Below are 16,969 nucleotides of genomic sequence, written 5' to 3'. Positions count from 1 at the left end.
TTCTGCACGCCCGCCTCAGCCGGCCAGGCGCAGCCGATCAGGCTCATCCAGCCGTTGCAGCAACAGCGCCCGCGCCTTGTCGCGCAGCGCGATCGCATCCAGCCACTCGGGACCATCGGCCAGCAGCTGGCCACAGAACTCCACCCGTACGGCGCCGCGATGGGGGTACCACTGACCGTCGCGCAGCACCATGCGCGTGCCCCCCAGGGCCACCGGCAACAGTGGCACATCGGCGCGGGCGGCGAGGACGAAGGCGCCCATGCGGAACGCCTGCAGCCCCGGTTCGCGGCTCAGGGTGCCCTCGGGGAAGAATACCAGCGACTGCCCGGCCTGCAGCGCCGCGCCCAGGGCCTCGGCATCGGCGGCGCTGCGCTGCGGGTCGAAGCGCTCGACGAAGCAGGTGCCGAGCCGGCGCAGGAAGCGCCCGGCGACGAACTGCCCGGCCAACTCGCGCTTGGCGACGAAGGCGAAACTCGGCGGCAGCACGGCGCACAGCACCAGACCGTCCAGGTAACTGGCGTGGTTGGCGACCAGCACCCGCACCTCCGGCAGGCGCAACTGGCCCAGGCCGCTGACCTGCAGCGGCACCCCGACCAGATGCAGGAAGCCCCGCGACGCCCGCCGCACCAGGCGGCGACACCAGCTGCGCCGCGGCATCAGCGCCACCGCCAGCCAGGTCAGGCTGGCGATGCCCAGCAGCAGCGCCCAGAAGTAGCCGGCATAGCACAGGGCGCCGAGCGCGCGTCCCAGGCGCCCGGCCTGGGCGCGCAGGGCCGCGCGCCCCAGGCGCAACAGCTGGCGCCACACCGCGCGGCGCGGCCGCCCCACCTCGCCGCGCTCGTACAGCTCGCGACTGGCGGCGCGGCGGATCTTGCCGCTGGAGGTCTTCAGCACGCTGTGCGGCGGCGCCAGGACGATGTCGTCCGGCGGCACCCCGGTCAGGTCCAGGGCCACGCGATTGATCGCCAGGCGCAGGCCGCGCCGTGCCTCGGCGTCCTGCTCGTGGGTCTCGGCCAGCACCACCAGGCGCTCGCTGCCGCTGGCCGCGTCGCCGCTGCCGAACACCGCCACGCAGCCCTTGCGCAGGCCCGGCAGGTTGCCCACCGCGGTCTCCACATCATAGGGATAGATGTTGCGCCCGCCACGGATGATCAGGTCCTTGGCGCGGCCACTGAGGTACAGCTCGCCGCCGGCCATGTAGCCGAGATCGAGGGAGTCGAGCCAGGGACCATGGCGCACCCGCGCGCTCTCCTGCGGGTTGGCGAAGTAGCCGGCGGTGGTCGAGGGCCCCTTGAACTGCACATGGCCCTCGGTGCGCTCGGGCAGCTCCACCCCCTGCTCATCGACCACCCGCAGCTGGTGCCCCGGCAGCGGCTGGCCGCAACACACGAAACGCAGCGCGTCCGGGCTGCCCGGCTCGACCGGCTGGGCACGGCCACTGGCCTGGAAGGCTTCGCGCCGCACCCAGTCGACCCGCGGCCCGCGCCCCAGGGCCGGGAAGGCCACCCCCAGGGTGCCCTCGGCCAGGCCGTAGACCGGGGTCACCGCGGTCGGTGACAGGCCGTAGGCGGCGAAGCGCTCGGCGAAGCGCTGCAGGGTGTCCGGGTTGACCGGCTCGGCGCCGTTGAGCACCAGGCGCCAGCGGCTCAGGTCGAGCCCCTCGAGTTCCCGCGCCTCGAGCTTGCTCAGGCACAGCTCGTAGGCGAAGTTCGGCGCCGCCGACAGGGTGCCACCGTACTGGTGGATCGCCCGCAGCCAGCGCGCCGGCCGGGCGAGGAAGGCCAGCGGCGACATCAACACCAGCTCGAAGCCGTAGTACAGGCTGCCGAACCAGGCGCCGATCAGGCCCATGTCGTGGTACATCGGCAGCCAGCTGACGAAGACGTCCTCGCCGCTCACCCGCAGCGCCGTGCCCATGGCCCGCAGATTGGCCAGCAGGTTGGCGTGGCTGACCATCACCCCCTTGGGCTGGCCGGTGCTGCCGGAGGTGTATTGCAGGAAGGCCAGGTCATCGGCCCGACGCGGCACGGCGCGCAGGCGGTCGCCATCCGCCGCCAGCTCGGCGACGCCGAGTATCTCCCTCAGGCTCGGCACCTGCGGCTTGAGCAGGCGCGCCAGCAGCCTGGCCTCGCTGACGGTGATCAGCATGCTCGCCCCGGCATTTTCGAGGATCGCGGCCTGGCGGCGCAGGTGATCCTCGATCTGCGACAGGCGCATGGGCGGGTAGATCGGCACCGGCACGCCGCCGGCCAGGAGGATGCCGAAGAAACCGAAGAGGAAGTCGCGCCCGGTCGGCAGCATCAGCGCCACCCGTTGCCCGGCCTCCAGGCCGCGTTGCTGCAGGCCGGCGGCGACGGCCGTGGCCCCCTGTTGCAGGGCCAGGTAGCCGATCGCCTCGGCCTCATCGCCATCGCCCAGCAGGCGCACATGGCAGCGCTGCGGGTGCCGACGCACATGCCAGTCGAGTACCTGCATCAGGGTCTGCGCCTGCTCCGGGGCATGGGCCTGCTCATCGCCGGCGACGCGCGCGGGGACGGCGACGCGCGCGCGCTCCACCGCCACGCCGGCCTGGGCGCGCAGGGCTTCGAGCAGGTCATGGGGGGTGTCGGCCGTGGCGAACAGTGCCTCCGGCAGGCGCACGTCGAACTCGCGCTCGATGCGCGACCACAGCTCGACCCGGGCCAGGCTGTCCAGGCCCAGGTCGCGGTCGAGGACGCTGTGCAGGCCGATGGGGGCGCCCTCTGCGGCATGGGGGCGCAGCTCCAGCACGGTTTGCCGGACGATCCCCAGCAGCTTCTCCGCAGCCCCCGGGGCGTCGGCGTTGACGGGTGTTGCATGAGGCAGGCGACTCATCGGCGGCCCCTCACTTGCCGGGCAGTCGTTGGCGACCGCCCATGCCTAAGCACCATAACCCTTTGCCGGCGACGACGATAATAACCCTCCCCCATAACAGGCCCAGGCTTATAGCCAGGGCCATACTCGCCGAGCCCGCAGCCTGGACTAGGCTTGGCACATCGACCGCTGCCGACGCCAGCGATGCCCCATGGAGGGCCCGCCATGCCTGCCAGCCTCGCCCGCGGTGTGACCCGCCGCGAAGCCTGGGCCTGGGCGATGTACGACTTCGCCAACTCCGGCTACACCACGGTGGTGATCACCGCGGTGTTCAGCGCCTACTTCGTCGCCGAGGTGGCCGGCGGGGCCGACTGGGCCACCCTGGCCTGGACCAGCGCCCTGTCGCTGTCCTATGCCCTGGTGATACTCGGCGCCCCGCTGCTGGGGGCCTACGCCGACGCCTTCGCCTGCAAGAAGCGCCTGCTGCTGCTCAGCACCCTCGGCTGCGTCGCCACCACCGCCGCCCTGGCCCTGGCCGGCCCCGGTGCCCTGGCCCTGGCCGTGCTGTTCATCGTGCTGTCGAACTTCTGCTTCGGCTGCGGCGAGAACCTGATCGCCGCCTTCCTCCCGGAGATCGCCCGCGAAGACGCCATCGGCCGGGTCTCAGGCTGGGGCTGGGGCCTGGGCTATATCGGCGGCCTGGTCAGCCTCGGCGCCTGCCTCGGCTATGTCGCCTGGGCCCAGGCCCAGGGCCACGGCGCCGCGCAGTTCGTGCCGGTGTGCATGCTGATCACCGCGGCGCTGTTCGCCCTGGCCAGCCTGCCCACCTTCCTGTTCCTGCGCGAGCGCGCGCGGCCGCAGCTGCAGCCCGGCGCACGACACAGCGCCGCGGTGGCCTGGCGGCGCTTCGCCCGCACCCTGAGCGAAGCCGGGCGCTACCGCGACCTGCTGCGCTTTCTCGCCTGCACCCTCTGCTACCAAGCCGGCATCGCCGCGGTGATCACCCTGGCGGCGATCTATGCCGACCAGGCCATGGGCTTCACCACCCAGGACACCCTGCTGCTGATCCTGCTGGTCAACATCACCGCCTCGCTCGGTGCGGTGTCGTTCGGCTACGTTCAGGACCGCCTCGGCCACCGCCCCACCCTGGCCCTGACCCTGCTCGGCTGGTTGCTGATGGTCGGCCTGGCCTGGGCCGCCGAGGGGCCACCGCTGTTCTGGCTGGCGGCCAACATCGCCGGGCTGTGCATGGGCGCCAGCCAGTCGGCCGGGCGCGCCATCGTCGGCCTGCTGGCACCGCCGACCCGTCTGGCCGAGTTCTTCGGCCTGTGGGGCCAGGCGGTGAAGCTCTCGTCCATCCTCGGCCCCATGACCTACGGCCTGACCAATTGGCTGTCCGGCGGCGACCATCGCCTGGCGATCCTGATCACCGGCGGCTACTTCGTGCTCGGCCTGCTGATCCTCGCCAGCGTCGACCTCAAACGCGGCCGCCGCGCCGCCCTGGCGGAACGGCCGACCGACACCTGAGACCGGCGCGTACACAGCCGTGCACCGAACGCCCAAGCGGACAACGGCCGGGCCGCGCGAACTATGCAGGCAACTGCACCGACAGCAGGCCTGGAGCCGCGCTTCGTGCGCTTGGCCAGCTCCTGCCTAGACGGCTAAGCCACGGCAGGATGCCTCCTGCCAGAGCGCCCAGCGCCAGCCTACTTGGCTTTTCCAGAGGTATTGAGGGCAACCGCAGCGCTGATGAGCGCCTTGAATGCGCACTCATCAACGGCCTCGCCCTCGCCGATATCAATCGCGCGCCTTGTTTTTCCTTCCAGGCTGGCGTTGAAGAGTTGGGCCGGGTCAGGCAGCGAGGCCCCCTTGGCAAATGTCAGCTTTACTCTCGACTTGTAGGCTTCGCCCGTGCAGATGAGCCCGGCGTGAGACCACACAGGCACCCCTGACGGGTTGCTGGGCTTAAACCATTTGCATCCCTCGGCGACGTCTGGGTCCGCTTCCTTGATGAGATTCCGCAGCCGGCTCAACGTCTCGCCGCGCCAGCCGCCAAGCTCGGCGATCCTCTTATCGACCAGCTCAGCGCCTGATGGCCCACTTATCGAATTCGCAGTACACATCTTTCCTCCTAGATGAGTGGGCGGACTAACCGGCCCAACAACCGGCCACTCGTTGCGCGCCCCTCGATCACGCGCTCTTCCTGGCAACGATAAAAACCGACCCCTTAGCCGGCTGCCATTCGTATTCAAGGCTAAACCCGGCAGCGGCAAGCTTAGACACAAGCGCCTGCTTACCAAGACGATTCACATAAGGTGCCAGGCCCAAGAGCTGCAGGGTGGAAATCAACACGCGCCAGACAATACCGATTTCACCCACCAGCGCAGTGCTGGACACGAAGATGCCCTCCGGCTTCAACACGCCATGCACCCTTGAGAGCGCCCCGTCCACATCATCGAGAAGATGCAGGACGTTGAGCCCCAGAACGGCATCGAAGCTTTGCGCTTCAAGTTCGAGGCTATCCAGGGTGCCCTGTTGGAAGCTGATATTCTCAACACCTGCCGCCCTTGCCTTGCGCGCCGCAATATCCAGCATGTTGCCGGATATATCGGTAGCGACAATATGCTGGACGTGGGGCGCATGCACAATTGCCGTACTGCCCGTGCCGCAACCGAACTCCAGCACGGACCAGTCCGGCCGGAAATAATCCTGGGTAATCGCCAGTTTCTTCTGGTAGTTCGCCTCGTCTCTCACCGGGCTTTTGGCGTAGCGCGGCGCACTCTTGTCCCAGAACTCTTTCGCCCCCTTCAATGAACAACCTCCATATTGCTATCACCCACTCCCTGACTGCCCCTCGATCAATGCAAGGCACAGCCATAAACCGAGGATGGACTATAGACGACACGAAAGACTTGAGCCGCCGGCCAAACCACAACTGAGCGATTCATTATAACGACCGCTGACTGCGCGTAACGGTTGCCCTATACGCACCTGCCGCCCAACCACTGGAAATCTATCATGCCGCATAAGCCATGAACACCGAGGCCAGCTGGAAAGCGAACAAGGCGACCACACCCAACACCAATGGCTTTCGAGTGGGCTTACTCATACAGGCGAGTCCTGCAGCGGAACAAGGCCGATAACAATCATGATCTGAGGGATCGATTGAACGCTTGCCCCCCCGCTGCGCGAACTACAGAATGGCCAGGGCGATAGCGCCCAACACAGGCCGGATATACGCATGCAACCGCGCTGACGACAGGGTTGGAAAAGCTATTCCTCACCGCTTGTGGGGAGAGTCCATATATGCTGTTATGCAATTTTACCTCGGGCTTTGGCTAGTTCTTTTGCATAGCCATCGTTAATTAACCAGGCAATTTCTGAAATATAGATTGGCAGGCTTAAAATGGCTGCCGAAAAGGTAGAGGCCTTGATGATTGCCAAGAATGAGCCTGATACCAGCCAAGCCAAATACAGGCAGCAGATTATTATGAATGCTAGGAAGTATGAGTTTGCTCTGGCAATTTGATAGTTAACAAGACTTTGGTTGCCTCGTGTGTTTTTGATTTTTCTTTGGCGGCGAGCGATAAGGTTTCGAAGTAATTTCTTTATTACTTTTGGCGTATGATTGAAAACCTTTGCCAGCAGCAAAGCCATGACGGTCGATGCGGTAATGCTGAACCACCACGACGGGTCGTTGATGCTGTTGAGAATGGCATCCATACGAGATTTCCCTAAAGTGCATAACGTTTGGTTAAGGGACGGGATTTAGCCCGTCCCAGTGAGCGAAGCGAACGACTTGAACCGATAGTTATATTTCAACTAATCACCGGTTCGTCATCATGTAATCTCACCCATTCGGCTTTGTTTGAGGTGTACACCTGTATTTTTGGAGATAGTTCTTCTGAGTAGCTTTCTAATGCACCTAAGGCCAAGACAACGTTCCCAGGGAAATGTTTTCCGTTTGAAAGAAACACAGCCGTTCCGCAATTGGAACAAAAATTTTTACTGGATTTTTCGTTGGCTTGATATTTGGTTATTTTTTCCGAGCCCTGGGTTATAGAGTACTGCTCACCAGGAACTACGACCCAGGTGCTGTAATCGCTACCTTGTAGCTTTCGGCAATTTGAACAATGGCACTTAACGACTGTTTTTATCGGCAGGAAAAATTCCCAGCGAACAGCGCCGCAATGACAGCTACCTTTTTCTATGGTCACTTAAATACTTCCTTGTTGATATGCAACTAAAATTAGACACCAACTGGTGCGTTTAAACGCACCATTGGGTGGATAACATTCCCTGCCATTATCAGTGCAACCTCTCTAGCTTGAGGCTTCCGGCCTATGGCAGGGGCCTTGTGGGGTGTTATGCACCTGGTGGGACGCATCGGCAACCCTGGGCAAGCATTGGCGTGCCATTTTTGCATCAGCGGATAGCTCAGTTGAAACAGTCGATGCAAGCAGGGGAAAGCTATTCGGCGTCCTGCCTGCGGGGTGCGTCATTGCGTGGACTGAAGCTACCCGAATGCGGCGTGTCGTCACAAGTTGTTGTGGCGAAGCGCCCCTCGTTTCATCGGGCTTGCCCTACCCATTGCACCGGGCTAGAGTGCGCCGGTCACGGTCAATCCCGTGGCCGGGTGTAGGAACCTGTTTTTGTCTGAGGCGCGGTAGCGCCATAGCTGAATAGCCGGCGCTTTTTTTGTGCCCGGCTATCGCATTTCTATGGTGGGCCGTGCGGGGCAGGCTTCGGCCTGGCCGGTTCCCTCGGACGCCGGTTTCCTACCCCCGTACGGTCCGCCACCCATACCCGTAGGAAGGTCGGTTGGCGGCTCCTTAATCAGTTCGAGGAGCATAAGGAAAATGCGCTATCCACCTTTTACCCAAGGGCTCCACCTTGGGCTGTTTGCCTTGTCGTTCGCCTCCTGCCTGGAGGTGCGTCATGGCTAGATTCAACGCTGTTGTCGTTCCCTTCCCCAAACGCTACGAACCACTCGATTGCCTCGATGGCCAGGGCTGCCATTTCCAGGCGGCGGCCGAGTTGCGGATGGCGATGCTGCATAAGCTGTTCGACATCCTGGCGCGCATGGAGGCGTCCAGCCCCGGCGCGAGGCCGCTGCATGAGGCCTGCGACAGCGCCCGCGCGCTGTTGAGCGACGTGCTGGTGTTGTACCGCCGGGCGTTGGCCCAGGCGCAAGGGAGGGCCGGCGATGAATAGACCCTGCACCAGCCACCTGCCCACCCATGACGGCCATCGCGGCGCGATCATCAAGTGGCCGGTGAACTGCCATGAGGCCTTCGACCGGGGCGTGGCCAGCGCCCAGGCCTGGTTGAGCAACGACGACACCGGCTGGCTGTGGGCCAACCTGATCATCGAGCGCGACGCGCTGCCCCCCGGGGCGCAGCGCCGGGCGTTCGAGATCGGCTTCCTCAGCCGGGTGCACCAGCGCTTGTGTTCGCCGTTCGGCGGCAACCACCAGGCGAGGAAGACCTGCCTGCAGCTGTAAGCCGGCAGCCAACCTCGCCACAGGAGCCCGCCGGAAGCTCCGGCGGACTCCTGCCTCGCCTGGTTCGGCTAAAGGTGAACTTCGCCACACCGTGACCATCCGATGCGCCATAGGATGGTCCGCACCATTGCACAAGGATGTCGCTCATGGCCAAACCCGCCTCTCGTCTCAGCGATTTGAATGCCTGCCCACTTCCCGGTCACGGCACCAACCCCGCCACCAGCGGTTCGCCCGATGTGTTGATCAACAACCTGCCCACTCTTCGGGTCGGCAATAGCAGCGCCTGCGGCGATGCCGTGACACAGGGCATCGGCAACATCCTGATCAACGGCAAGCCGATTGCCTTCCAGGGCAGCGCGACGGCCCATGGCGGGATAATCGTCACCGGCTCGGGGGATGTGCTGGTCGGTACGCAGTCCGGGGCAGCCCCTTTCACTCCGCCGGAGATTCTGCCCAGGCATAGCGAGCAATACCAACTCATCGACGACACACGGGGCAACCGGTCGAAGGTGTGCTGTATTGCGTGGAAAGCGGCGATGGCCAGCGCGTGGTCGGGCATACCAATAGCTACGGCAATACCACGCGGGTGTTTACCGAGGAACCGCAGTCAGTAGTCGTGCGTTGGGGCCGGAGTGCGGCCAACTACCTCAAGAGCCAAGGCATCAGCTTCTAAGGATCGGACGCTATGACCCAGCTACATCAGGGACAAACCAGTGACCTGCACGGCACTGCGCAGATTGCGGTTTCTCTGCAGCAGGACTTCATCACCGTGGTGGGCGCTTCGCACATGACGCTTATGGAGCGTCTACGCGGGCAGAAAGGCAACAAGATGCGCTTCATCAACCAGGGCATCCGCCAGCTAGGCCTGTACCCGCCGGCGACGGCCAACGACTCCAGTCAGCGCATCTTTCTGATCTTTACCGAGGACTATGAGCGCAGGCTGCTGGATCGCCTCAAGAGCGTGGTCGAGACACGCTATGGCGCGAAATATCGCGAATTGGACTCCATCGCCCATCTGCTCGATTTCATCAACCTGCGCATCCGCAAGAAGCGCGAGATCAAACAGCTCGACCTGTTTTCCCATGGCTTGGTCGGTTCCATCGAGTTCGGCTATGAGCTGGACAAGGTAGACAGCTACCGTCTACGCGATGCTCAGGCGCTGATGCTCAAGCCAGAGGCCTTCGATCTGAGCGCGAAGATCTATTCCTACGCCTGCCGCACCGGCCTCGGCATCCAGGCTGACTGGCACGTCGGCGAAGATGAAGATCCCCTCTACGACAAGAGCCTGGCGCAGCTTATCGCCAATACCACCCAGGCCACGGTCTGGGCTTACCCGCGCCGCAGCAACTACGACCAGACTTACGGGGATGCCAGTGACCGAGCCGGGCTTGAGGGTGCGCGAGCGCGGGTCAGTGCCGACTCACAAGCAATGAAGCGCTATAGACGCCAGCTCAGCAATTACCGTAAACGCCTGGCCGCTCTGCGGCTGGAAAAGCGGGATAAAAACGCCCAGCTACCGAACGAGAAGCCCCCACTGCCGCCTCGAAAGACCGCCAGCGCACAGGATGAGACCATCGTGCGGCACGCCGCCAGCCGCGATGCGAACGAAAAGCTAATCGGCCATCCACTGGATGAAGAAGGCGCGGTTCATGGCGTCCGCGCCGGTGACTCGCCCACCGGCGTGCCGGCCACTCTGCGCGAATACCGGCCCCTATGAGGCGCCCGCGACTGCACCGGTCGTTCGTATGGACACTGGCCCTGCTGACGGCCCTCGCCGCTACCGGGCTCTATTTGCATGCCAAGGAGGGCGCGATGCCCGGGAAGATCATGATGTATTACGGCGGTTTCGAGGTCGAAGAGATGTTCGATGCCAGCCAGTGGTTCGCCAGCGGGATGTATCGGCATCGCCATATCGAGGCGGACGGCGGCGCCAGCAACGTCACCATGCTGCGTAACAAACCATTGCCTTTTACCCGCGATCAATTGGAGGACCTTCCTTTTGTCGCCGCGGGCGCATTCGATTACGGCCCTCTAGAAGGTACTGACATCCAACCACTCCTGCTCGATCCCCCTGATCTAAGCAAGCGCGTTCGCTATGCCTACAGCGCATTCGCCGAGCCGAACAAACCGACGGACTACCACCAGCTGTTCATCGAGCTGCAGGGCCAGCGCTATGTGGTCACCTTTGCGCGGGATGCGCAGAGCGGCGAAGCATTGCCTGGCGGCTTTGCCGAGCAGGTGGTCGGCGAATATGCCTCACAGGCCGAATACCGAAAGGTCTTCGCTGAGATCGATGAGGCCGAGCGCAAACAGCGCTAGCCCCATGTTGAGCCGCCGCACGGCGACCAGGCCCGACGGCTCGCCCACTGCTGCAGAGAGCGGAACCTTCGCCATGTCCAAACGCCGACTTGTCCTGGCAGCGTGCGCGCTGCTCGTACCCTTGCTTGCACTGGCGCTGCATGCCGGCGCCACACGGATCAACCCGAATGCGCGTTATGAGGTGGGCGAACGGCTCGATGAGCTCAACGGCGTCGCCATCTACTTCAATGGCGGGGTCAATACCACTGTGGGGCGCAACCTGACCCGGGACGGCTACAACCTGGGGCTGCGCTTCCAGTGCGTGGAGTTCGTCAAACGCTATTACTTCGAGCGCTTCGCCCACCGTATGCCCGATAGCTACGGACACGCCAAGGACTTCTTCGACCCCAGGCTGGCCGATGGCGCCTGGAACGCCAAACGCGGGCTGCTGCAGTTCAGCAACGGCAGTGCCGGCAAACCCCGGGCGGACGATCTGCTGGTGTTCAGCCCTTGGCTGTTCAACCGCTACGGCCACGTTGCCATCATCGCCAGCGTGAGCGAAGACTCGCTGGAGATCGCCCAGCAGAATCCGGGCCCCTTCGGCAGCGCCCGGGAGACCTTGCCAGTTGCCTATCGGCAGGGCCGCTGGTTCATCGACCAGCCACGCGTGCTGGGCTGGCTCAGGTTGCCAGCCGATGGGGAGGCGCCCTCACCCTGAGCGTCTGCCGCCACTAGGCAGCCATCTGCGCGGCCAACAGCTCGTTGAAACATCGCCACTAAAAAGGGGGACCCACGCCTGCGTGGGTCCCCCCTCGGGTCAATCGGTTGGAGGGTCGGGGCCTATGCCCGTTCCAGCTCTTCCTGCTTGGCCAGGAATTCTTCCTGCAGGAGGGCATCGCTGGAGGTTTCGCGCGGGCTTTGCAGGCGCCCGTTCGCCGTGGCCTTGGCCTCGAGCTTGCCCATTAGGTGCTCGAGGGCGTGGCGCATTTTTTCCGTGGCGCCGTCCACCGCCAGTTCCAGGTCCTGGGCCTTGTGGGTCACGGAGATGGCCTGCTGCCCCTTGGGCCGGGCTTCGATCTGGCAACGCTTGTCGTCGGGGCCGGATTTGTGGGCGTTCTCGTCGCTGATGTGCACTTCTATGCGGGTAAGCAGATCGGCGTAGCGCTGCAGCCTTTCAGTCAAGGTCGCACTGACCCAGTTCTGCAGACGGGCGTTGCCTTCGATCTGGTGGATGTTCACTTGTACGTGCATAGGGCTTCCTCGTTTTGACGTTGCTGTTCTTGCGAGGTGTTGCGGGTATCGGGGTTCCAGTCGATTGCATGCCCTCCTGTCACGGCGCCGGCTGCACGGGGAATGCAGCGCAAGGCTCTCGCCAGATGCAATCGGCCATCAAACGCCGACGCCTTCATGATTACCAGAAGCGCGGCGAACACGCCAGCACCAATGGCGGCCAACCCGCGTTCGGCGAGCCGGCCGCCTGGGCGGCGGAGCCGGGATCAGGCGAAGACGAAGTACTTGCGTACGGTCTCGACCACTTCCCAGGTGCCCTTCATGCCGGGCTCGACGACGAAGATGTCGCCGGCGCGCAGGTGGATCGGCTCCTGGCCGTCGGGGGTGATGATGCAATAGCCTTCCTGGAAGTGGCAGTACTCCCACTTGTCATAGGCGACCCGCCACTTGCCGGGGGTGCAGATCCAGGTGCCCATGATCTTCTTGCCGTCTTCGGAGGTGTAGGCGTTGAGGTTGACGGTGTGCGGGTCGCCGCCGATGCGCTCCCACTTGCAGGCGTCGAGGACCGGGACGGGGGTGGTATCGCGGAGAACGGTGATAGGTTGCATGTCTGCTCCAAGGTGGTCGGGCTGAAATAGCACTCGGCTAAGCTAGCGCCGCGCCGCCGGCCGCGAATGTCTGTTCTCGACGCCCAGCTGCCTGGAAGCGCGCAACGCGAACGCCGCGGCGAGTCGCATCAGGCAAAAGGGCGTGCCTCTGCACGCCCTTCTCGTCCACGCCCTCTGGTTCAGAAGCGGTCGCGGATCACCAGCTCGTCGAACGGCAGCTTGCCGACCCGCGGCTTGGGTTCCGCCGCACGCTTGCCGACCGCGACCATCAGGCCGATGAGGTGGTTGTCCGGCAGGTTGATCAGCCTGGCCACGGCGTCGAAGTCGAAGCCGTCCATCGGGCAGGAGTCCAGGCCCTTGCCGCGGGCGGCGAGCATCAGGGTCTGGGCCTTGAGGCCGCAGCTGCGCATGGTTTCGTCGCGCTGCACCTGGGGCTTGTCGCGGTAGTAGGCGTCGACGGCGCCGGCCATGTAGTCCTGCACCTCCTGCGGCGCGCCCTGCCAGACACGGCCGACGTTCTTCTCCCAGCTGTCGAGCTGGGCGCACACCACCACCAGCATGGCCGCGTCGGTGACCTGGGCCTGGCCCCAGGCCTGCTCGCGGATCTGCTCGCGCAGTGCCGGGTCGCTGACCTCGACGAAGCGCACATGCTGCAGGTTGAAGGCAGACGGCGCCAGCAACGCCAGTTGCAGCAGCTCGTCCTTCTCCTCGCGGCTGAGGCGGAAATCCGCGTCATAGACCTTGACGGCGCGGCGGCTGCGGATGGCTTCTTCGATATGCATGGTCACTCCAGTTGCGGGTTGCCTTGTTCAGAGGGCGCCCATTCTAGGCGGCCGGCCGGCGCCGGGCCATGCGCCCGTGCCGATGACACTTATCGACGGCATCGATGCCACCGCCATCCCTCGCGCGACCGCTCGCTCCGCCGGGCTTCCCAGGCCTCCTGCGGCAACTAAGCTTGAGGCTATGAGCACCGCCCCTTACATCACCCAGCTGCAAGCCCAGGGCACGGATGCGCCGGGCCTGCAGATCGGCGGCGACTGGACCCTGGCCCATTACGCGGTGCTGGAACCCCAGGTGCGGGCGCTGCGCGAGCGCGTGGGCGCGCCGGCGGTGGTGCGACTGGAGGCCCTGGGCGCCCTGGACACCGCGGGCGCGGCGTTGCTGGTGGAGCTGCTCGGCAGCCGGCGCCTGGACGAGCTGGCCACCACGGCACCGGGCCTGGCGGCCGAGCGTCGCGCCCTGCTGCAGGCGGTGGGCCGGGCCATGGCCGGGGTCTCCCAACCCCGCACGACGCGTCGCCCCTCGACCCTCAGGGAGCTGCTCGGGCATATCGGCGAGGCGGTCGAGGGGCTGTGGCAGCTGGCCGTGGCCCTGCTCGGCTTCATCGGCCTGACCCTGGCCAGCATCGTCGCCCTGCTGCCGCACCCACGGCGCTGGCGCCTCACCGCCCTGGCCGCGCACCTGGAGCAGAGCGGGCTCAATGCCCTGCCCATCGTCGCCCTGCTGACCTTCCTGGTCGGCGCGGTGGTGGCCTTCCTCGGCGCCACGGTGCTGGCCGGCTACGGCGCCAGCCTGTACACGGTCAACCTGGTGGCCTTCTCCTTCCTGCGCGAGTTCGGCGTGCTGCTCACCGCCATCCTCATGGCCGGGCGCACGGCCAGCGCCTTCACCGCGCAAATCGGCGCCATGCAGGCCAACGAGGAGATCGACGCGATCCGCACCCTGGGCCTCAGCCCCCTGGAGCTGCTGGTGCTGCCGCGGGTGTTCGCCCTGCTGATCGCCCTGCCGATCCTGACCTTCGTCGCCATGCTCAGCGGCATCCTCGGCGGTGCCGTGGTCTGCGCCCTGGCCCTGGACATCGGCCCGACCATGTACCTGTCTATCCTGCAGGAGAACATCGCCCTGCGGCACTTCCTGGTGGGCATGGCCAAGGCGCCGCTGTTCGCCTTCCTGATCGCGGTGATCGGCTGCCTGGAGGGCTTCAAGGTCACCGGCAGCACCCAGTCGGTGGGCGAGCGCACCACCTCCAGCGTGGTCCAGTCGATCTTCGTGGTGATCCTGCTGGATGCCCTGGCCGCGCTGTTCCTGATGGAGATGGGCTGGTGAACGCCGAGGCGATCATCGAGGTGCACGACCTGTGCAACCGCTTCGGCGCCCAGGTGGTGCACCAGGACCTGCAGCTGCAACTGCTGCGCGGCGAGGTGCTCGGCGTGGTCGGCGGTTCGGGCACCGGCAAGTCGCTGCTGCTGCGCAGCATCCTCGGCCTGCGTCGCCCCACCTCCGGTCGCGTGCGGGTATTCGGCGAGGACGTGCTGGACCTGCCGGCGCAGCGCCGCGCACAGCTGGAGCGACGCTTCGGCGTGCTGTTCCAGCGCGGCGCGCTGTTCTCCTCGCTGACCGTGGGCGAGAACATCGCCCTGCCGCTGATCGAGCACGCCGGCCTGGCCCGGGCGGAAGCCGAGCGCCTGGCCGGGGTCAAGCTGGCCCTGGTCGGCCTGGCCCTGGAGGCCGGCGCCAAGTACCCGGCCGAGCTGTCCGGCGGCATGGTCAAGCGCGCCGCCCTGGCCCGCGCCCTGGCCCTGGACCCGGAGATCCTGTTTCTCGACGAACCCACCTCCGGGCTCGACCCGATCGGCGCGGCGGCCTTCGACCGGCTGCTGCGCACCCTGCGCGACGCCCTGGGGCTGAGCGTGCTGCTGGTCACCCACGACCTCGACGTGCTCTACAGCCTGTGCGACCGGGTGGCGGTGCTGGTGCGGCAGCGGGTGCTGGTGGCCGACCGTCTGGAACGGGTCGCCGCCTACGACGACCCCTGGATTCGCGACTACTTCCACGGCCCCCGTGGCCGTGCCGCCGAGCGGGCCGCAGGCGGCGCGCCGAGGAGCCCCTGAATGGAACCGCGCGCCCACCATGTGCTGATCGGCCTGTTCACCGTGCTGAGCCTCGGCGCGGCGCTGCTGTTCGCCCTGTGGCTGAACAAGTCCACCGCCGACCAGGCGCTCAGCGACTACGAAGTGATCTTCAACGAGACCGTCAGCGGCCTGACCCAGGGCAGCACGGTGCAGTACAGCGGCATCACGGTCGGCGAGGTGGCCCGCCTCGACCTCGACCCCGAGGACCCACGCAGGGTCCGCGCGCGCATCCGCGTGTTCAGCCACACGCCGATCAAGCAGGACACCCGGGCGCGCCTGTCGATCACCGGCATCACCGGCATCGCGGTGATCCAGCTGCACGGTGGCACCCCGCAAAGCCCGCGGCTGCACGGCGACGCCAAGCAGCCGCCGCAGATCATCGCCGAGCCCTCGCCCCTGGCGCGGATGATGGCCAACGGCGACGACCTGCTGCTGACCCTCACCCGCCTGCTCGAACGCGCCGACCGCCTGTTCTCCGAGGCCAATATCGCAAGCGCCACGCGCACCCTGCAGCACCTGGAGCAGACCGCCGCCGGCCTCGCCGCCCAGCGCGACAGCCTGGGCCAGGCCCTGCAGCAGATCGGCGCCGCCAGCCAGGAAACCGCGCAGCTGATGCGTAGCGCCAACCGGCTGCTCGATGACCAGGGCCGCCAGACCCTGGCCAGCACGGAGCGCCTGGTGGCCTCGCTGGCGCGCAGCAGCGAGAGCCTGGAAGGCCTGCTCGCCGACAACCGCGAGGCCCTCGACAGCGGCCTGCAGGGCCTGGGCGAGTTGGGGCCGGCGGTCGAGGAGCTGCGCGACACCCTGACCGTGCTGCGCGCCTTCTCCCGACGCCTGGAGCAGGATCCGGCCGGCTACCTGCTGCGCAGCGAACGGATCGAGGAGTTCCAGCCATGAGCCGCCTGCCCGGCGCCCTGCTGCTGGCCGCCCTGCTCGGCGCCTGCTCGCTGCTGCCCGAGAGCGAGCCGCTGACGCTCTACCGCCTGCCGGCCAGCCCCCTGCCCGACCAGACCTTGGGCGCGCCCCGCGTCGACTGGAGCCTGCGGGTGAACACGCCGCACAGCGGTACCCTGCTCGACAGCCCGCGCATCGCCGTGCTGCCGGCCGGCGACCGGGTCAGTGCCTACCAGGGCGCGCGCTGGAGCGACCGCGCCACCCTGCTGCTGCGCGACCGCCTGCTCGACGGTTTCCGCGACAACGGCCGCATCGCCCTCCTCAGCAGCGACGCCAGCCGCCTGCGCGCCGAGCTGCAGCTGGACAGCGACCTGCGCGCCTTCCACGGCGAGTACCGCGACGGCCGCCCCGAGGCGCACATCCTCCTGGAGGCGCGCCTGGTGCAGGGGCGCAGCCGGCGCATCCTCGCCAGCCGCCGCTTCCAGGTGCGCCAGGCGGCGGCCGATGCCTCGCTGGCGGCGATGGTCGGCGCCCTCGGCCAGGCGACGGACCGCCTGACCCTGGAACTGGTGCAGTGGACCCTGGAGCGGGGCCAGGCGGTGCAGCGGCCCGGCGCGGCGGACTGACCCGTCCCGGGGCACGCCTGCCGACTCCGCGCACACAGGGCATGACCGCAGGCGACCGGCTTCGCT

General features: G+C 66.1%; 19 protein-coding genes. 11 read left to right on the top strand and 8 right to left on the bottom strand.

The features are described 5' to 3' along the window. Positions 1 to 15: 15 nt before the first annotated feature. A complete protein-coding gene (locus SBP02_RS01530; RefSeq protein ID WP_318644660.1) occupies positions 16 to 2,853 on the bottom strand; it encodes an AMP-binding protein in 2,838 nt (945 codons plus the stop codon). A gap of 204 nt (positions 2,854 to 3,057) precedes the next feature. Between SBP02_RS01530 and SBP02_RS01525 the strand changes: the two genes are divergently transcribed. Next, positions 3,058 to 4,359, top strand: coding sequence for an MFS transporter (locus tag SBP02_RS01525; RefSeq protein WP_318644659.1), 1,302 nt, complete (start codon positions 3,058 to 3,060; stop codon positions 4,357 to 4,359). 179 nt (positions 4,360 to 4,538) lie between these two features. Here SBP02_RS01525 and SBP02_RS01520 read toward each other — a convergent pair whose 3' ends face one another. The 4 genes from SBP02_RS01520 to SBP02_RS01505 form a co-directional block, all read right to left on the bottom strand. Continuing rightward, positions 4,539 to 4,955: a DUF1801 domain-containing protein gene (locus tag SBP02_RS01520; RefSeq protein ID WP_318644658.1), complete on the bottom strand. Its 417-nt coding sequence runs from the start codon at positions 4,953 to 4,955 to the stop codon at positions 4,539 to 4,541. Between the two features lie 67 nt (positions 4,956 to 5,022). Then, entirely contained in the window at positions 5,023 to 5,643 is a 621-nt protein-coding gene (locus SBP02_RS01515; protein ID WP_318644657.1) for a class I SAM-dependent methyltransferase, read from the bottom strand. A gap of 501 nt (positions 5,644 to 6,144) precedes the next feature. Continuing rightward, a complete protein-coding gene (locus tag SBP02_RS01510) occupies positions 6,145 to 6,555 on the bottom strand; it encodes a hypothetical protein (protein ID WP_318644656.1) in 411 nt (136 codons plus the stop codon). Between the two features lie 95 nt (positions 6,556 to 6,650). After that, positions 6,651 to 7,049, bottom strand: coding sequence for a GFA family protein (locus SBP02_RS01505; RefSeq protein ID WP_318644655.1), 399 nt, complete (start codon positions 7,047 to 7,049; stop codon positions 6,651 to 6,653). Positions 7,050 to 7,770: 721 nt separating this feature from the next. On the opposite strand from SBP02_RS01505, the gene SBP02_RS01500 reads away from it, so the two are divergent. The 6 genes from SBP02_RS01500 to SBP02_RS01475 all read left to right on the top strand — a co-directional run bounded on the left by SBP02_RS01500 (position 7,771) and on the right by SBP02_RS01475 (position 11,351). Continuing rightward, positions 7,771 to 8,046, top strand: a complete 276-nt coding sequence (locus tag SBP02_RS01500) for a hypothetical protein (protein ID WP_318644654.1) — start codon at positions 7,771 to 7,773, stop codon at positions 8,044 to 8,046. After that, positions 8,039 to 8,335 carry a LasR-specific antiactivator QslA gene (locus SBP02_RS01495; RefSeq protein ID WP_318644653.1) on the top strand — a complete coding sequence of 99 codons (297 nt, stop codon included), beginning with the start codon at positions 8,039 to 8,041 and terminating at the stop codon, positions 8,333 to 8,335. Before SBP02_RS01500 ends, SBP02_RS01495 begins: the two co-directional genes overlap by 8 nt. Positions 8,336 to 8,481: 146 nt before the next feature. Continuing rightward, complete coding sequence (locus tag SBP02_RS01490) at positions 8,482 to 8,949, top strand: PAAR domain-containing protein (protein WP_318644652.1); 468 nt, start codon at positions 8,482 to 8,484, stop codon at positions 8,947 to 8,949. Positions 8,950 to 9,020: 71 nt separating this feature from the next. Continuing rightward, positions 9,021 to 10,052 (top strand): hypothetical protein, encoded by a 1,032-nt coding sequence (locus tag SBP02_RS01485; protein ID WP_318644651.1) that lies wholly within the window; start codon positions 9,021 to 9,023, stop codon positions 10,050 to 10,052. A gap of 95 nt (positions 10,053 to 10,147) precedes the next feature. Further along, the gene (locus SBP02_RS01480; RefSeq protein WP_318644650.1) at positions 10,148 to 10,654 is read left to right on the top strand and encodes a hypothetical protein; all 507 of its coding nucleotides are present in this window, start codon (positions 10,148 to 10,150) and stop codon (positions 10,652 to 10,654) included. A gap of 73 nt (positions 10,655 to 10,727) precedes the next feature. Further along, entirely contained in the window at positions 10,728 to 11,351 is a 624-nt protein-coding gene (locus SBP02_RS01475; protein WP_318644649.1) for a CHAP domain-containing protein, read from the top strand. A gap of 122 nt (positions 11,352 to 11,473) precedes the next feature. On the opposite strand, the gene SBP02_RS01470 is transcribed toward SBP02_RS01475, so the two are convergent. The 3 genes from SBP02_RS01470 to SBP02_RS01460 form a co-directional block, all read right to left on the bottom strand. Further along, positions 11,474 to 11,884, bottom strand: coding sequence for an HPF/RaiA family ribosome-associated protein (locus tag SBP02_RS01470; RefSeq protein ID WP_318644648.1), 411 nt, complete (start codon positions 11,882 to 11,884; stop codon positions 11,474 to 11,476). 245 nt (positions 11,885 to 12,129) lie between these two features. Next, positions 12,130 to 12,471, bottom strand: coding sequence for a cupin domain-containing protein (locus tag SBP02_RS01465; RefSeq protein WP_318644647.1), 342 nt, complete (start codon positions 12,469 to 12,471; stop codon positions 12,130 to 12,132). A 179-nt stretch (positions 12,472 to 12,650) separates the two neighbouring features. Next, positions 12,651 to 13,253, bottom strand: a complete 603-nt coding sequence (locus tag SBP02_RS01460) for a nitroreductase family protein (protein ID WP_318644646.1) — start codon at positions 13,251 to 13,253, stop codon at positions 12,651 to 12,653. 181 nt (positions 13,254 to 13,434) lie between these two features. On the opposite strand from SBP02_RS01460, the gene SBP02_RS01455 reads away from it, so the two are divergent. From SBP02_RS01455 to SBP02_RS01440, 4 genes are read left to right on the top strand one after another with little or no spacing between them, the layout of a single operon-like run. Continuing rightward, entirely contained in the window at positions 13,435 to 14,577 is a 1,143-nt protein-coding gene (locus SBP02_RS01455; RefSeq protein WP_318644645.1) for an MlaE family ABC transporter permease, read from the top strand. Further along, a complete protein-coding gene (locus SBP02_RS01450) occupies positions 14,574 to 15,362 on the top strand; it encodes an ABC transporter ATP-binding protein (RefSeq protein WP_318644644.1) in 789 nt (262 codons plus the stop codon). Before SBP02_RS01455 ends, SBP02_RS01450 begins: the two co-directional genes overlap by 4 nt. Continuing rightward, on the top strand, positions 15,363 to 16,280 hold the full coding sequence (locus tag SBP02_RS01445) for an MlaD family protein (RefSeq protein WP_318644643.1): 918 nt from the start codon (positions 15,363 to 15,365) through the stop codon (positions 16,278 to 16,280). It begins immediately after the preceding gene. After that, positions 16,277 to 16,903, top strand: coding sequence for an ABC-type transport auxiliary lipoprotein family protein (locus tag SBP02_RS01440; RefSeq protein ID WP_318644642.1), 627 nt, complete (start codon positions 16,277 to 16,279; stop codon positions 16,901 to 16,903). Before SBP02_RS01445 ends, SBP02_RS01440 begins: the two co-directional genes overlap by 4 nt. The last annotated feature ends 66 nt before the right edge of the window (positions 16,904 to 16,969 follow it).

Origin of the sequence: Pseudomonas benzenivorans, from assembly GCF_033547155.1 — a bacterium.
GTDB lineage: Bacteria > Pseudomonadota > Gammaproteobacteria > Pseudomonadales > Pseudomonadaceae > Aquipseudomonas > Aquipseudomonas benzenivorans_B.
Note: the sequence above shows the minus strand (reverse complement) of the source record. Positions and strands in the feature narration are given on the sequence as shown.